Source organism: Halonotius sp. GCM10025705 (assembly GCF_042662885.1).
Classification (GTDB): Archaea; Halobacteriota; Halobacteria; order Halobacteriales; family Haloferacaceae; genus Halonotius; species Halonotius aquaticus.
In genome coordinates, this window is the sequence record NZ_JBHSZD010000001.1 from 2284724 (window position 1) to 2301725 (window position 17002).

General features: G+C 62.7%; 9 protein-coding genes and 5 pseudogenes. 12 read left to right on the top strand and 2 right to left on the bottom strand.

Going from position 1 to position 17002, the window contains the following annotated elements:
- Positions 1–172 precede the first annotated feature (172 nt).
- The 9 genes and pseudogenes from ACFQJB_RS12740 (at position 173) to ACFQJB_RS12780 (ending at position 10986) form a co-directional block, all read left to right on the top strand.
- A complete protein-coding gene (locus tag ACFQJB_RS12740; RefSeq protein WP_379727848.1) occupies positions 173–400 on the top strand; it encodes a DNA-directed RNA polymerase subunit H in 228 nt (75 codons plus the stop codon).
- The gene (locus ACFQJB_RS12745) at positions 397–1965 is read left to right on the top strand and encodes a DNA-directed RNA polymerase subunit B'' (RefSeq protein ID WP_120101648.1); all 1569 of its coding nucleotides are present in this window, start codon (positions 397–399) and stop codon (positions 1963–1965) included. Before ACFQJB_RS12740 ends, ACFQJB_RS12745 begins: the two co-directional genes overlap by 4 nt.
- Positions 1966–1968: 3 nt before the next feature.
- On the top strand, positions 1969–3795 hold the full coding sequence (gene rpoB, locus ACFQJB_RS12750) for a DNA-directed RNA polymerase subunit B (RefSeq protein ID WP_379727850.1): 1827 nt from the start codon (positions 1969–1971) through the stop codon (positions 3793–3795).
- A gap of 12 nt (positions 3796–3807) precedes the next feature.
- Complete coding sequence (locus ACFQJB_RS12755) at positions 3808–6723, top strand: DNA-directed RNA polymerase subunit A' (protein WP_379728049.1); 2916 nt, start codon at positions 3808–3810, stop codon at positions 6721–6723.
- A pseudogene (gene rpoA2 / locus ACFQJB_RS12760) lies at positions 6716–7923 on the top strand (DNA-directed RNA polymerase subunit A''). Before ACFQJB_RS12755 ends, rpoA2 begins: the two are co-directional and overlap by 8 nt.
- A 2-nt stretch (positions 7924–7925) precedes the next feature.
- On the top strand, positions 7926–8345 hold the full coding sequence (locus ACFQJB_RS12765; protein ID WP_379727852.1) for a NusA-like transcription termination signal-binding factor: 420 nt from the start codon (positions 7926–7928) through the stop codon (positions 8343–8345).
- Positions 8346–8532: 187 nt separating this feature from the next.
- A pseudogene (locus tag ACFQJB_RS12770) lies at positions 8533–8959 on the top strand (30S ribosomal protein S12).
- Positions 8959–9578, top strand: a pseudogene (locus ACFQJB_RS12775) (30S ribosomal protein S7). Before ACFQJB_RS12770 ends, ACFQJB_RS12775 begins: the two co-directional pseudogenes overlap by 1 nt.
- A 502-nt stretch (positions 9579–10080) precedes the next feature.
- On the top strand, positions 10081–10986 hold the full coding sequence (locus tag ACFQJB_RS12780) for a hypothetical protein (RefSeq protein WP_379727854.1): 906 nt from the start codon (positions 10081–10083) through the stop codon (positions 10984–10986).
- Positions 10987–11011: 25 nt separating this feature from the next.
- Here the strand turns inward: ACFQJB_RS12780 and ACFQJB_RS12785 are convergent.
- Positions 11012–11746 (bottom strand): annotated as a pseudogene (locus ACFQJB_RS12785) (DUF5781 family protein).
- A gap of 385 nt (positions 11747–12131) precedes the next feature.
- Here ACFQJB_RS12785 and ACFQJB_RS12790 point away from each other — a divergent pair.
- The 3 genes and pseudogenes from ACFQJB_RS12790 (at position 12132) to ACFQJB_RS12800 (ending at position 16008) form a co-directional block, all read left to right on the top strand.
- Positions 12132–14317 (top strand): annotated as a pseudogene (locus ACFQJB_RS12790) (elongation factor EF-2).
- A gap of 204 nt (positions 14318–14521) precedes the next feature.
- A complete protein-coding gene (locus ACFQJB_RS12795) occupies positions 14522–15052 on the top strand; it encodes an amino acid-binding protein (protein WP_120101672.1) in 531 nt (176 codons plus the stop codon).
- Positions 15049–16008 carry a homoserine dehydrogenase gene (locus tag ACFQJB_RS12800; RefSeq protein ID WP_379727856.1) on the top strand — a complete coding sequence of 320 codons (960 nt, stop codon included), beginning with the start codon at positions 15049–15051 and terminating at the stop codon, positions 16006–16008. The genes ACFQJB_RS12795 and ACFQJB_RS12800 overlap by 4 nt, the downstream gene beginning before the upstream one ends.
- A 40-nt stretch (positions 16009–16048) precedes the next feature.
- Here ACFQJB_RS12800 and ACFQJB_RS12805 read toward each other — a convergent pair whose 3' ends face one another.
- Positions 16049–16969, bottom strand: coding sequence for a hypothetical protein (locus tag ACFQJB_RS12805; protein ID WP_379727860.1), 921 nt, complete (start codon positions 16967–16969; stop codon positions 16049–16051).
- Positions 16970–17002 lie beyond the last annotated feature (33 nt).

The window sequence follows — 17002 nt, forward strand, 5'->3', positions numbered from 1 at the left end:
CACCCGCCACAAACTCTTTATTGGTGTCCTCCGTTGACACGGGTATCAGGACAGCCGGGGTCGATGAGCCGTTGGGCTCACCCCGAGTTAGCAATCCTTAACTGGCCTCGTTTTGTAACCGACTGTAGTATCTCGTGATAGTAGTTTCTTCAACCCGAAACCCAACGTATCCATGGTAGACGTAAGCCAACACGAACTCGTTCCCGAGCACATCCCCATCGAGGGAGCCGAACTCGATTCGGTTCTCGAGGAGTATGGGTTGGATCGCACTGACCTGCCGGAAATCACGGCCGACGACCCGGCACTGCCGGAGGCGGCCGAGACGGGCGACGTCATCAAGATCGTCCGTGATTCCCGGACAGCAGAAACATCGATTTCCTACCGGCTGGTGGTCGAATGAACCGACAAGATCGACGCGACGTATCCAGAGAGTACTTTTCGGAGGATCGCCTTGCCGAACACCACTTCCGCTCGTTCAACGCCTTTCTCGAACGCGGCATGCAGCAGGTCGCCGTCGAGAAGGAAACCATCGAGACCGACATCGGCGACAAGGAGGGCCAAGAGCCCGTCTACGTCGAACTCGGCGACATCCGCATTCTGACACCACGTGTGCGCGAAGCCGACGGCAGTGAGGAGCTGCTGTTCCCACAGGAAGCCCGCCTCCGCAACATCACCTACGCCGCGCCGGTGTTCATGGAGATGTCGATCATCCGCGGCGGCGACGAGGAACCCGAAACCGTCGTCGACTCCACGGAGACGAAGGTCGGCCGCATGCCGATCATGGTCGGCTCCGACAAATGTAACATCGCCGACTTCTCCGATGAGGAACTCATCGAGATCGGCGAAGACCCCGCCGACCCCGGTGGCTACTTCATCGTCAACGGCTCCGAGCGGGTGCTGATGACCAGCGAGGATCTCGCGCCGAACAAGATCCTCGCCGAACACGACACCAAATACGACGACGACATCCAGGTCGCCAAGACGTTCAGCCAGCGTCGTGGCTACCGCGCGCTCGTCCTCTGTGAGCGCAACCGTGAGGGGCTGCTTGAGGTGAGCTTCCCATCGGTGTCGGGCAGCGTCAACTTTGTCACGCTCGTTCGCGCGCTCGGACTCGAATCCGACGAGGAAATCGTCCACCGCGTCTCAGATGACCCAGAGATCGTGAAGTTCATGCTGGAGAATCTGGAGGAAGCCGACGTCCAAACCACCGAGGCCGCCATCGAAACCCTCGGTCAGCGCGTCGCCTCCGGGCAGGGCAAAAACTACCAGCTCAAACGCGCCAACTACGTCATCGACCGCTACCTCCTGCCGCATCTCCATGAGGAAGGCGTCGACGAGGAGGAGGTTCGCACCAACAAGGCCTACTACCTCTGTCGGATGGCCGAGGCCTGTTTCGAACTCGCTCTCGGCCGACGCGAAGCCGACGACAAGGATCACTACGCCAACAAACGCCTCAAGGTCTCCGGCGATCTGATGACCGATCTGTTCCGCACCGCGCTGAACAAGCTGGCACGGGACGTGAAATACCAGCTTGAACGCGCCAACATGCGGAACCGAGAGCTCTCGGTCAGCACGGTCGTCCGCTCGGACGTGCTTACCGAACGGCTCGAACACCCGATCGCCACCGGCAACTGGGTTGGTGGCCGCTCCGGTGTCTCTCAGTTGGTCGACCGCACCGACCACATGGGCGTGCTGTCGCACCTCCGACGGCTTCGCTCGCCGCTCAGCCGATCGCAGCCACACTTCGAAGCGCGTGACCTCCACGCGACCCAGTGGGGTCGCATCTGTCCCTCCGAGACGCCGGAAGGGCCGAACTGTGGGCTGGTCAAAAACTTCGCTCAGGCGATGGAGCTGAGTCAGGACATCGAGGACGAGCAAGGACTGAAGCGCGAACTATCGTCGATGGGAGTCGAGGGGATCCCAGGTATCGACGGCGTTGAACGAACAACCCCTGCGGACGACTAACCAATGGCTCAATCACGAGAAGCAAAAGTCTACGTCAACGGGAGCCTCGTCGGCACCCATCCGGATCCGGAACAGCTTGCCGAACAGATACGAGACGCCCGCCGCCGCGGCGACGTCTCCGATATGGTCAACGTCTCCGTACGTGGCCGCACCCAAGAGGTCATCATCAACGCCGACGCCGGTCGGGCCCGCCGCCCGCTGATCGTCGTTGAGGATGGCGAACCACTGCTCGGCGACGAGGAGATCGAGGCGCTGAAAAACGACGACCTCGAGTTCGAGGATCTCGTCGACCGCGGCTATGTCGAGTTTATCGATGCAGAGGAAGAAGAAGACATCCTCGTCGGCGTCGACGAGGATGACCTCACCGAGCGACACACGCATCTTGAGATCGACCCCTCGCTGATCTTCGGGATCGGCGCGGGGATGATCCCGTACCCCGAACACAACGCCAGTCCCCGGATTACGATGGGCGCAGGGATGATGAAACAGTCACTCGGGCTGCCGTCGGCGAACTACCGCATCCGGCCTGACACCCGCCAGCACCTCCTGCATTACCCGCAGCTGTCGATGGTGAAAACCCAGACGACCGAACAGATCGGCTACGACGACCGCCCCGCCGCCCAGAACTTCGTCGTCGCCGTCATGAGCTACGAGGGGTTCAACATCGAGGACGCCCTCGTGATGAACAAGGGCTCAGTCGAGCGCGCGCTGATGCGGTCGCACTTCTTCCGGACCTACGAGGGTGAGGAGCGACGCTACCCCGGCGGCCAAGAGGATCGCTTCGAAATCCCTGATCAGGACGTTCGCGGTGCCCGCGGTGAGGATGCTTACACCCACCTCGACGAGGATGGCCTCGTCAACCCCGAAACGGTTGTTGACGAAAATTCGGTGCTGCTCGGCAAAACGAGCCCGCCGCGGTTCCTCGAAGAACCAGACGATATGGGCGGACTCAGCCCCCAGAAGCGACGCGAAACCTCCGTCACGATGCGCTCCGGCGAGGACGGCGTCGTCGACACCGTCACCGTCATGGAAAACGAGGATGGCTCGATGCTCTCGAAGGTGAAGGTGCGTGACGAACGCATCCCCGAACTCGGCGACAAGTTCGCCTCCCGGCACGGCCAGAAGGGCGTTATCGGCCACCTCGCCCCACAGGAAGATATGCCGTTCACCGAGGAGGGCCTTGTTCCTGACCTCGTGATGAATCCCCACGCGCTGCCCTCGCGGATGACCGTCGGCCACGTCTTGGAGATGCTTGGCGGGAAGGTCGGCGCGCTGGAAGGCCGCCGTGTCGACGGCACGCCGTTCCAGGGCGAAGACGAAGAGGAGCTTCGCGGCGCACTGGAGGAACACGGCTTCAAATCCTCCGGGAAAGAGGTTATGTACTCCGGCGTTTCCGGCGAAAAGATCGACGCGGAGATCTTCGTCGGGACGATCTTCTACCACAAGCTCTACCACATGGTCTCCAACAAGCTGCACGCCCGCTCCCGCGGGCCGGTGCAGGTGTTGACCCGGCAGCCGACCGAGGGGCGTGCCCGCGAGGGTGGCCTCCGTGTCGGCGAGATGGAACGCGATACGATCATCGGCCACGGCGCGTCGATGGTGCTCAACGAACGCCTGCTTGAGTCCTCTGACAAGGAGACTGTCTACGTCTCTGAGGACACCGGCATGATCGCCGTCGAGGACAGAGAGCAACGCCGGGTGTACGATCCGGCGACCGGCAGCGAGGACAACATCCACGAACTCGACGTGAGCTACGCGTTCAAGCTCCTCCTCGATGAGATGATGGCGCTCGGCATCCGACCAACCCTCGAACTCGAAGACGCGGTCTAAGCTACAATGTCAATGCAAACACCAAAACAGCTCGGCGGGATCGACTTCGGACTGATGGATCCCGAGACGTACCGTGACATCTCGGCGACGAAAGTGATCACGGCCGACACCTACGACGACGACGGCTACCCAATCGACATGGGGCTGATGGATCCACGACTCGGCGTGATCGACCCCGGTCTTGAGTGTCGTACCTGTGGGCAACACTCCGGCTCCTGTCCTGGTCACTTCGGTCACATCGAACTCGCCGCGCCGGTCATCCACGTCGGCTTTACGACGCTTATCCGGCGACTGCTCCGGGCGACCTGCCGGGAGTGCGGTCGGCTGACGCTGACCGAGATGGAGATGGAGGAGTACCGCGAGGAACTCGACCGCGCCGAGGATCTCGGCAAGGATCCCGATACGGTGCTCAAAGCGGCTGTCCGACAGGCCCGCAAGGCCGGCAGCTGTCCGCACTGTGCGGAACCCCAGGCCGACATCAAACACGAGAAGCCGACAACCTACTACGAGGTCCAAAACGTCCTGTCGGGCGAGTACTCCGAGATCATCGCCGAGGCGATGCAGCCCGACGAGGACGACGAAGACGACGAAGGGATGAGCCCACAGGCCCTTTCGGATGAGACGGGCATCCCACTCGACCGGATCAACCAGATCCTCGGCGGCGAGTTCCGGCCACGGGACGATGGCCGTCGCGCCCTTGAGAAAGCGCTCGATGTCGACCTCACCGAGGAGGACATGAACAAGCTGATGCCGAGCGACATTCGGGACTGGTTCGAGCAGATCCCTGATTCGGATATCGAAGTCCTCGGGATCGACGCCGAGGGCTCCCGACCGGAGTGGATGATCATGACCGTGCTGCCGGTGCCGCCGGTGACCGCTCGGCCATCGATCACGCTGGACAACGGCCAGCGATCCGAGGACGACCTCACCCACAAGCTGGTCGACATCATCCGGATCAACCAGCGGTTTATGGAAAACCGTGAGGCCGGCGCGCCCCAGCTGATTATCGAAGACCTCTGGGAACTGCTGCAGTACCACGTCACCACCTTCGTCGACAACGAGATTTCCGGCACGCCGCCGGCCCGACACCGCTCGGGACGACCCCTCAAAACCCTCAGCCAGCGACTCAAGGGCAAGGAGGGTCGCTTCCGCGGTTCACTCTCCGGCAAACGCGTCAACTTCTCGGCGCGAACAGTCATCTCGCCGGATCCGACGCTGAGTCTCAACGAGGTTGGGGTTCCCGACCGCGTCGCCAGCGAGATGACGATCACGATCAACGTCACCGACCGCACCCTTGAGGAGGCCAAACAGTACGTCGCCAACGGGCCGGAAACCCACCCCGGCGCGAACTACGTCAAACGACCTGATGGCCGCCGGCTGAAGGTAACTGAGAAAAATTGTGAAGAGTTGGCAACGAAGATCGATGCCGGCTGGGAGGTCAACCGCCACCTGATCGACGGCGACATCGTGATCTTCAACCGCCAGCCGTCGCTGCACCGGATGTCGATTATGGCCCACGAGGTCGTCGTGATGCCGTACAAGACGTTCCGGCTCAACACGACGGTCTGTCCGCCGTACAACGCTGACTTCGACGGCGACGAAATGAACATGCACGCCCTCCAGACCGAGGAATCCCGGGCTGAGGCGCGCGTGCTCATGCGTGTCCAAGAACAGATTCTCTCGCCGCGATTTGGTGAGAACATCATCGGCGCGATTCAGGATCACATCTCGGGGACGTATCTGCTCACCCACGACAACCCCCACTTCACCGAGACCCAGGCGCTCGACCTGCTGCGGGCAACGCAGGTCGATGAGCTGCCGGAACCCGACGGTGAAGACGAGACCGGCCCCTACTGGACCGGCCGCACCGTCTTCTCGCTGCTGTTGCCGGACGGGCTTGATCTCGAATTTGATTCGTCGGCTGGCGACACGGTCATCATCGAGGATGGACACCACCTCCAAGGGACGATCGACGAGGATGCCGTCGGTGCCTTCGGCGGCGAGATCGTCGATACGATCGTCAAACAGTATTCGGAAACCCGTGCCCGCGTCTTTATCAACGAGGTCGCGGCCCTCGCCATGCGGGCGATCATGCACTTCGGCTTCTCGATCGGGATCGACGACGAGTCGATTCCGCCGGTCGCCGACGAGCAGGTCGATGAGGCCATCGACAACGCCTACGGCCGCATCGATGAGCTGATCGAGACCTACCGGGCCGGCGATCTTGAATCGCTGCCCGGCCGAACGGTCGATGAGACGCTGGAAATGAAGATCATGCAGACGCTCGGCAAGGCCCGCGACTCGGCGGGTGAGATCGCCGAGGATCACTTCGCCGACGACAACCCGGCGGTCGTGATGGCCCGTTCCGGGGCGCGTGGATCGATGCTGAACCTCACGCAGATGGCCGGCTGTGTCGGCCAACAGGCTGTTCGCGGCGAGCGGATCAACCGTGGCTACGAGGATCGCACGCTGGCCCACTACGAGCCAAACGATCTCTCGGCCGAAGCCCACGGCTTCGTCGAAAACTCCTACCGCGGCGGGCTGACCCCGCGGGAGTTCTTCTTCCACGCGATGGGTGGCCGCGAAGGGCTGGTCGATACGGCCGTCCGTACCTCGAAATCCGGCTACCTCCAGCGACGCCTGATCAACGCACTGTCTGAGCTTGAGGTGCAGTACGACGGGACGGTTCGGGATACCTCCGATCGCGTCGTCCAATTCGAGTTCGGCGAGGACGGCACCTCGCCGGTGAAGGTTTCCTCCAGTGAGGACTTCGAGGTCGACGTTGAGGGGATCACCGACCGCGTGTTGGACGCCGAATTCGACAGCGACAGCGAGAAGGAAGCGTTCCTCACGCCGTCGGAGCCGCCGACGAACCTCTCAGAGCACACTGATACCGCGCTGTCCTCGGAGGTGGAGTCGGATGACTGAGTACGACCACGTCACCGACGACATCAAAGCCGTCGTTGAGGACACTGAACTGCCGCGTCGCCTGCGGCGGCGCGTCTACGACTCCATCGAGGAGCGAGAGGGCGTCACAACCGAGCAGGCCGACGAGATCGCTCGTGCCGCCGAGGCAGAGTATCTCGACGCCCGGATCGAGCCACTGGAGCCTGCCGGCACCGTCTCCGCTCAGTCGATCGGCGAACCTGGCACCCAGATGACGATGAACACGTTCCACTACGCCGGTGTCGCCGAGATCGACGTGACACAGGGCCTTCCGCGGCTGATCGAACTCGTCGACGCCCGCAAGGAGCCGGATACGCCGATGATGACGGTGTATCTCGAAGACGAGTACGCCGAGGACAGAGAGAAAGCCCGCGAGGTCGTGTGGGCGCTTGAAGCGACGAAGATCCTCGCGTTGGGTGACGTCTCGACGAACGTCGCCGACATGGTCGTCCGGATCGACCTCAACGAGGAGACGCTGTTGGAGCGGTGGCCGACCGCTGACGCCGCCGAACCTGTCGCCGCGGAGATCGCCGAAACCATCGAGGACGCTCTTGGCGTCGACACCCGTCATCAGGGGATGGCCATCGAGTTCGGCCCCAGCGAGCCGAGCTACCGGGAGCTGCTCCAGTTGGTCGAGGAGCTCCGGGAGATCGTCTTCAAGGGGATCGAGGAGATCAGCCGCGTCGTCATCCGCAAGGAAGAACTCGACGACGGCGAGGAGTTCGTCCTCTACACTGAGGGCTCGGCGTTCGGCGATGTGCTCCGGATCGAGGGTGTCGATGCCAGTCGCTCGACCTGTAACAACATTCACGAGATCCACGAGGAACTCGGGATCGAGGCTGCCCGCGAGGCGATCATCAACGAGACGATCGACACGCTCCGCGAGCAGGGCCTCGACGACGTGAACGTTCGGCACCTGATGCTGGTCGCCGACATCATGACCAACGAGGGCACCATCGAGTCGATCGGCCGCCACGGCATCTCCGGTTCGAAGGACTCCGTGCTCGCGCGGGCGGCCTTCGAGGTGACAGTCAACCACCTGCTGGATGCCGCGATCCACGGCGAAAGCGACGATCTCAACGGGATCATCGAGAACGTCATCGCGGGCAAACCCGTCTCGATCGGACCGGCGACGTGCAGCTCCGGATGGGGTCGATGGAGACGTCGCCGGCTGACGACTGACGATGCGGGTCACCCTGTCGGCAGACGCCAAGCGGTACATTCGGCTCTTCGCCGAGGAAACCGACATCAACCCACTGGACTGCCTCATTGAGGGCGACCGCGTTGTCCTGTTGATCCCGGCCGGCGAGATGGCCGATGCGATCGGCCCTGACGGCCACACTGTCGACCGCGTTGAGGAGAAACTGGGCCGGGAGATCGAGTTGGTCGAAAACGCCGACACCCCAGCGGCGTTTGTCGCCAGCGCGCTTGCGCCGGCCGCAGTACGCGGGGTGACGATCTCCGAGCAGGGCGACCGCATCGCCTACGCCGAGGTCGTCGAGGCTGATCGTGGGATCGCCATCGGCAGCGACGGGCGGCGGATCGAAACCGCCCGCAAACTGGCTCAGCGCCACTACGATATCGACGATATCAAGCTGACCTGATGGCTGTCTGGGCGGCTCGATAACTCGGTGTAAGCGGTGCTTACGCACTCCGCGCCATTCTCCGGTCGTCAACACAGTGTTCCGAAACGGTCGCAGATCCGATTAGCGACCCCTGCGGAGCGATCTCAGCCCGTTTCGCCGCTCGAAAAAGGGATGCTTAAGTAGCCGCATCTGAAAAGGCGGATACATGGCAAACGGCAAATACGCCGCCCGTAAGCTCAAGAAAGACCGGCAGCAGCGACGCTGGTCTGACTCCGAGTACGCTCGACGCGAGCGCGGGCTCAAAAAGAAGTCCGACCCGCTTGAGGGCGCGCCGCAGGGCCGCGGCATCGTCCTTGAGAAGGTCGGCATCGAGGCAAAGCAGCCGAACTCAGCGATCCGGAAATGCGTCCGGGTCGCTGATCAAAAACGGCAAACAGGTCACCGCGTTCTGTCCCGGTGACGGGGCGATCTCGTTCATTGACGAACACGACGAGGTCACGATCGCGGGGATCGGTGGCGCGAAGGGTCGCGCAATGGGCGACCTTTCGGGTGTCAACTACAAAGTCGAGAAGGTCAACGGCGTCTCGATGATCGAACTCGTTCGCGGTAACGCCGAGAAACCTGTCCGATAATGTCTGAGAGCGAAGCCACACCTGACGACGAGGCGGCGGCCGACGAGACCGACGAGATCGACGACGGCGCGAAACTGTTCGGCGTCTGGTCGATCGCGGAGATCGAGTACAACGATCCTTCGACCAAACGGTACATCAACGTGACGCCGATCGCCCACACGATGGGCCGACACGCCGCCAAGCAGTTCGAGAAAAGCGAGATCTCGATCGCCGAGCGGCTGATCAATCGCCTGATGCAGACCGAGGACAACACGGGCAAGAAACAGCAGGCGGCCAACATCGTCAAAGACGCCTTCGAGACGGTTCACGAGCAGACCGAGGAAAATCCGGTGCAGATCCTCGTGACCGCGGTCGAAAACGCCGCCCCCGAGAGGAGACCGTCCGCCTGAAATACGGTGGCATCTCCGTCCCGAAAGCCGTCGACGTGGCCCCGCAGCGACGGGTCGATGAGGCACTGAAGTTCATCGCCCAGGGCACCCACAACGGCAGCTACAAATCCGCAACCGATGCCTCCGAGGCATTGGCCCACCAACTGATGGGCGCGGCCGACAACGACGTCGAAAGCTACGCGATCACGCAGAAAGAAGAGCGCGAACGCGTTGCCGCCGCAGCGCGGTAAGCCGACCGTAGTTTTCCGTTCTGGTCTCGTGTGACAGTGAGCGGCGTCGCTCGACAGCAGTGGGAAAACGCGAACAGCTATGTGGCTACAGTCCCCACTCTAGGATCGATCAGGGACGACGCCGTTCGTGCAGCGTCGCCGACCACATCTACTATGAAACGCCGCACACTCATCCTCGGAGGGTGCCCTCGCTTCGCTGAGCCTCGGGGCGACCGCGACAAACGCCTCGATTACCGATACAGTCACATCGGGAGCGAACTTTCAGGTCGTTGCGGAGCTGTCGTCCGCAGTCACCTCGTTCACGATCGATCCGGATACCGAAAACACGGAGTCCCAGCACGTCTGGGAGCTGGATATCCCCAGCAACGAGGAGATCGACCGGATCGAGGCCAACTACGATTTCGGGAGCGAGGGCGCGAGCTTCGACCCGCTCGGCAGCGGTGACGTGACAGTCGAGTTTCTCGGTTCGGGCGGGAACCCGAAATTCAACGAAGTCACACTTGTGTCTGCCAATTACACCGGTTCGACAGCCACCTTCGATATCGACGGTGGAGCGACCGTCAATGAAGACGCACGAATCACCATCGGCGGCGACGTGAGTGCCGGCGATCCGGGGATCGTCAATCCAAGTTCGGGCAGCTACGAGCCGACGCTGGAGGTGTTCGAAACCGATGGCGACAGTCTGACGTACTCCACGACGCTGACGACCTCGACCGGCAACGGCTTCTTCGAGGTGTCGAACCTCACCGTCTCCTCGACGGATGTGGCCGTTGGCGATACCGTGACGTTCACCTTCGACGTAACCAACACCGGCGCGGGCACCGACACCAGAAACGTCGATCTGAACGCTGATCGGGGAGGCGGGTTCACGAACGTCGATAGCCAGGGGATCACGCTTGATCCCAACGAGACCAAGACCGACCAGACGTTTACCTACACGGCACAGTCGGTGGATTCACCCGACTTTGTCGCCCAGGTGGAGGGCGACACGTCCACGCCGCCACAGAGCCCGACGATCAGCGTTACCGGCGGCTGGATTCTCAACGTCTCGAATCAGGGCGTCCATACGTGGACAACCGAAGGCCTCGACTTCAGCGAGGATGTCGATACGATCACGGTCAGATATCCGACGACTGTTGGAAATTCGAGACTGAGCTTCACTCGCGGCGGGAACCCGACTACCACCATCACGTTCTCGGGGTCGAACATCTCCTACAGCGAGACGACGTTCAACGACGGCCACGCCGCAGAGTGGAACCTTACCAACAACCCGGCTCTCGACTACCCGGTCGAGATCGAAATCGACAGCCTGAAAGATCCGAACGGGGGCGGAACCTACGAGGCCGAAATCGAACTCGTCGGCGTCAACGGCGAGACCGCCACGGCGACCGCAACGTTCACTGTCTGAATCCCACTTTTCGCGGAGGCGATACTCATTCCGCGGTCGCGTAGGCCCGCGTCATCTCGACCAACGATTTCCGGTACTCGCTTTCGGTCGGATCGTCGCTCAGCGATTTGAATCGCCGTTTGAAGGCAGAGAGATCGACCCCCGGCGCGGCGTCAGCCGCCGTGTCGGCAGCTCATAGAGCCGATGCTCGGCGTCAACAAGTCCGTGCCGCTCAACCAACGCTAAGGCGAAGGCGGCGTTGACGACGGTCATCTCCGGATCGACCCCTTTGTTTCGACTGGAGAAAATCCGTTGTCGTCGCTGTTGTGGTCGGAAATCGAGGTTGCGAGCTTCGAGGCGAAAAAGTCCACAAGCTTGCTCGCGGGCGCAAGCGAGAGGGTGATGTCGTCGGCGTAGATGTCCTTCATGTGGTTGGCGATCTGATAGCAGTGGGCGAGTTTCTGGCGTTCGACCGACTCGCCAGCCAAGGCGAGAAACAGGGCCTCCTCGGTCGATTGGGTGTGGGAGGCGTGTCGTTGCTCGTAGCGGGCCATGTGGGCGAACTCGTGTAAGGCGAGTTCGCGTGCGAGGACGCTGGTGGCCGCTTGCCGGGAGATGTTGAGGACGTGGTGGTCGTCGTAATGCGCTGCCCACGTGCGCTCGTCGGGGTTTTCGCGGATGTGCACCTCGACCGGTCGTGAGAGGCTGTATTCGGTTTCGAGGAGGTCGCCGCGCTCAAAAACGGATCCGGGGCGACCGTGCCCTGTACTCGGACATCCATGTGTGAGTGTACCAAGGAGAGGGAGCTATATGGGTGTTTCGCGGCTATACGTGGTTGTCAATTGAGAAGCTGAATCAGTGACGTAAGTATAGAAAGCCCTCGACGCTCTCAACTCCCGGGACTCGCTGCGCTCCTCGTCGTTCGCGGTGCTCACTCCTGCGGTGCTTGCGTCGTCCGGGTTCGTTGAGAGCGTCTCGCCCTTTCAGTCCGCCAGGGGCGTGGCTTGGTCAGTTTTGTCGCCAACGGCTGTCGAACTGTTTCGTCACCGTGACAACTCACCACACACGCAGGCGTCGGTTTTCGGCCCCTGACCGTCGTTTACGGGCGAATCACCGCGAGGAGAAACACTATGCTTTTCACCCTCCTGCCGGTATCCGTCTGTATAATGGGCCGACGAAAGAAGATTGTCAACGAGTGTGAGCGGCTGATGGACAAGCCGGAGAACATCCGGAACATCGCCATCGCCGCCCACGTCGACCACGGGAAGACGACGCTGACCGACAACCTGCTCGCTGGCGCGGGCATGATCTCCGACGAAACCGCCGGCGAGCAGCTGGCGATGGACACCGAGGAGGACGAACAGGAACGCGGCATCACCATCGACGCAGCAAATGTGTCGATGACTCACGAGTACGAGGACACCAACCACCTCATCAACCTCATCGACACGCCAGGCCACGTCGACTTCGGTGGCGACGTGACACGGGCGATGCGTGCCGTCGACGGCGCGCTCGTCGTTGTCGACGCCGTCGAGGGCGCGATGCCGCAGACTGAGACCGTCCTCCGGCAGGCACTCCGTGAGGGTGTCAAACCCGCACTTTTCATCAACAAGGTCGACCGGCTCATCAACGAGCTGCAGGAAGGCCCCGAGGAGATGCAAAAGCGGCTGCTGTCGGTGATCTCCGATGTCAACGAGCTCATCCGCGGGATGACCGAGGAGGAGGACTACGACTGGACGGTCTCCGTCGAAGACGGCACCGTCGGCTTCGGGTCGGCGCTCTACAAGTGGGGCGTTTCGATGCCGTCGATGGAGCGCACCGGTATCGACTTCGGCGACATCATGGAGCTTGAACGCAGCGGCGAGGAAGGCCGGATGGAACTGCAGGAGCGAACCCCGCTGTCGAACGTCGTTCTCGACATGGTCGCCGAGCACTTCCCGAACCCTGTCGACGCCCAGCCCCGTCGTATCCCGACGGTCTGGCGTGGCGACGCCGACTCCGACCTTGCCGAAAGCATGCGGATGGTCGACGAGGACGGCGAGGTCGTCTTCATGTCGACGGATATCTCGATGGATCCCCACGCCGGCGAGATCGCCACCGGGCGACTGTTCTCCGGTACGATCGAGAAGGGCCAGAACCTCTATGTCTCCGGGACTGCGGGCACCAACCGCGTCCAGTCGGTCGGGATCTTCATGGGTGGCGAACGCGAGGAGGTCGACTCCGTCCCCGCCGGCAACATCGCCGCCGTCACCGGCCTGAAGGATGCGATCGCCGGCTCGACCGTCTCTGCGTCGAGATGACGCCGTTCGAATCGATCGAACACATCTCCGAGCCGGTCATCACGAAATCCGTCGAGGCGAAGACGATGGACGACCTGCCGAAGCTCATCGAGGTGCTCCAGCAGGTCGCCAAAGAGGATCCGACGATCCAGATCGAGATCAACGAGGATACCGGCGAACACCTGATCAGCGGGCAGGGCGAGCTGCACCTCGAAGTCATCACCCACCGGATCCGCGACAATCAGGGCATCGACGTCCACACCGGCGAACCGATCGTCGTCTTCCGGGAGCAGCCACAGGAGGAATCCCGCGAGGTCGAGGGTGTTTCGCCGAACCGCCACAACAAGTTCTACATCACCGCCGAGCCGATGGATCAGGACATCGTTGATGCGATCCACCTCGGGAAGGCCTCGATGGATATGCCGGAGCTCGAACGCCGTGAGGCCCTGCAGGAAGCCGGTATGGACAAAGAGACCTCACAGAACGTCGAACACATCTTCAACACCAACGTTCTCATCGACGAGACAAAAGGGATTCAGCACCTCAACGAGACGATGGAGCTCGTCATCGAGGGGCTTGAGGACGCCCTTGAAGACGGCCCACTCGCTGCCGAACCTGTCCAGGGCGCGCTGCTGCGCCTCCACGACGCCAAACTCCACGAGGACACCATCCACCGTGGCCCGGCACAGGTCATCCCGGCTGTCCGCGATGCGGTTCACCGCTCGCTGATCGACGCGAAGATCAAGATGCTCGAACCGATTCAGGATGTCCGCATCGACGTGCCCTCCGAATACATGGGCGATGCCTCCGGCGAGATTCAGGGTCGCCGCGGCCGCGTCGACGACATGTACCAGGAGGGTGACCTCATGGTCATCGAGGGCATCGCACCGGTCGAAGAGATGATCGGCTTCTCCTCCGACATCCGCTCGGCCACCGAGGGTCGTGCCTCCTGGAATACGGAAAACGCCGGCTTCCGCGTGCTGGTCGACAGCCTCCAGCCCGAGATCATCAGCGAGATCCGCGAGCGCAAGGGTATGAAGCAGGAACTCCCGCCGAGTATCGACTACATCTAACGTCGCTGCCGACGCGCTGTTTTTGCTGATCTGCTGTCAGAGAGCCGCCTTCGATGCAGTCTTATACCGTCCGTCAAAACGTGATATCTGTATGCCGACGGACACGGCACGTTCCCGACCGATCAGTATCGCACGACGGAGCCGCGGCTCTCTGTCGGGATCGACACCGACACCGTGTCCACCCACACACCGAGGTGATCGCCGATGAGCGACACCGCAAGCGAGGTGCAAACCCACACCATCCGGCTCGAACTCGTTGACGAACCGGGTGAGCTGCTGCGAGCCCTCGAACCGATCTCGGAGGCCGGCGGCAACCTCATGTCGATCTACCACGAGCGCGGCAACGTCACCCCGCGGGGCCACATCCCCGTCGAGGTCGACGTTTCCTGTGCGCCGGATCGCTTTGATCGGATCGTCGACTCCCTGCGAGAGGGCGGCGTCAACGTAATTCAGGCTGGCTCCGAGCGCTACGATGAGGAACTGGTTGTCCTGCTGGTCGGCCACCTCGTCGACACCGACCTCTCGGATACCCTCCAGCAGGTCGAAGCCTGCGCCAACGCATCGCTGACCGATCTTTCGTTGTCGGCGCCCCGCGGCAACGACGACAGTTCGAGTGCGCGAGTACGCCTCAAAACCAAATCAGGAACCACCGACGAGGTGCTCTCGACGCTGCGGGAGATCGCCGACGGCAAGGATCTCCATGTTATTGAACCACTCACGGAGGGCACCCAATGACTGGCGCGCAACTCGCCGTCCTCGGTGTCGGCGCGGTCGGTCGCTCAGTCGTCGAGTTAGCTGACGAGTACGGCCACACCGTCACCGCCGTCGCCGACTCCTCCTCGGCTGTGATCGACCCCGACGGCATCGACACCGAAGCCGTCCTCGACCGTAAAGCCGACGAGGGCGTCGTTGGTGACACCGACCCCGATGCCGCCCTCGATGCCGACTACGACGTGTTGGTCGAAGCAACGCCGACAACGCTCGGCGACGCCGAACCAGGCTTCTCCCACGTCGCCCACGCGCTCAACCGCGACAAACACGCCGTGCTGGCCAACAAGGGGCCGGTCGCCGAGCGGTACGGCGATCTCCGCGAGTTGGAAGCCGACAGCGACGGTCGGATCCGCTTCGAGGCGACCGTCGGCGGTGCGATCCCGATCTGCTCGACGATCGACGACTTCGGCCCCGATCACATCACCGCCGCTCGCGGCGTGCTCAACGGGACGGCGAACTTCATCCTCTCGCGGATGGCCGCCGAGGGGCTGGACTACGACCACGTGCTGGCGGAGGCCCAAGACCTCGGCGTTGCCGAGGCCGACCCAACGTTCGATGTAGAAGGGATCGACGCCGCGCTCAAGTTCGTCATTCTCTCGAACGTCCTTGCTGACGGCGATGAGGAGTACACCCTTGACGACGCGACCGTCGAGGGGATCACCGACATCCCCGGCACCGCGCTCGAACTCGCCGCCGAGGACGGCCGGACGATCCGGCTGATCGGCGAGGCGACGCCGGACGGCGTCAGCGTCGGCCCGCGACTCGTCCCCGACGACGGCCCGCTGTCGGTGACGGGGACGCTCAACATCGTCCAACTGGAGACGACGCATGCCGGCCGACTCAACATCAGCGGCCGCGGTGCCGGCGGCCCCGAAACGGCGACCGCGGTGCTGTCAGATGTGAGTCGGCTGATTGAGTAAGTCGGCTGCGTCGGCTTCGATCGTGTGGTTTCTGCGATCGCTACGGCCTGTTGGGGGTACCGCCCCTACTCCCCGCGTTACCACCGTTGGCACCGCCAGCGTTGTCGCCGCCGGTTCCTGCGTTCTCGTTGGCACCGCCACCTCGGCGATCGCTGGGATCGGCTGGCGTCGTGTTGTGCTCACTCGGTGCTCCCGTCTGATTTTGCTCACCGGGCCGCTGCATGTCAGCGTCCGTTCCTGCGGTGTCACGGCCGTCACCGCCGCCACGCACGCCGGCTGGCCCACCCTGCTGTCCGCCACGATCTCGGTTCAGTCCTGGGGCGTCACGCTGTGGGCCGCGGGTGCCGCCGGCCATCGGATTTCGGGCGGTGGTGCCGCCGATCGACCGGGCGATCGCGGCGGTTTCGGGGCCACCAAGCGCACGCGCGTTGGTTCTGAGTTGTTCGATGGCGGAGACGTTGATGTTGGCGCGCTCTCTGACCGCGTCAGGAAGCTTGCGGGCGGTACGGTTCAGCTGGTCGGCGTCGCGTTCGGTGTCGGCAGCCTGCGCGGCGACGGTGGCGACTCTGGCGCGGTACTCGGCGTTCGAGATGGTGCCGTTTGCCCGCGCTTCCCGGAGTTCAGCGAGCCGATCAGTCTGGCTGGCTAGCTGGGCTCGCGTGCTGTTCTGGTGCTCGGCGATGATCGCGGCGCGCTCTTCGTCGCTGTCGGCGTTGGCAACCCGGAGGCCGAAGGTTCGGTTGTCGAGATTGCCATCGACTTCGGCCTGTTGCACCCCGACGACGCCGGCAAGCTGTGCGCCCGGTGCGGTCGCATTTTCCGTCGTTGTCGTCTCGTTTGCGGCGAGCTGCGGGGCTGTCGCTGCTGGCCCAACTGCGGCGGTCACGCCACCAGCGAGAGTCGCCAGCACCACCAGGGTCGCAAGGAGGGCGGTACCAAACAGGATCGTGGGTCGGTTCATGACAGTTGCTCATAGGGGGCTGTACTGCTTATA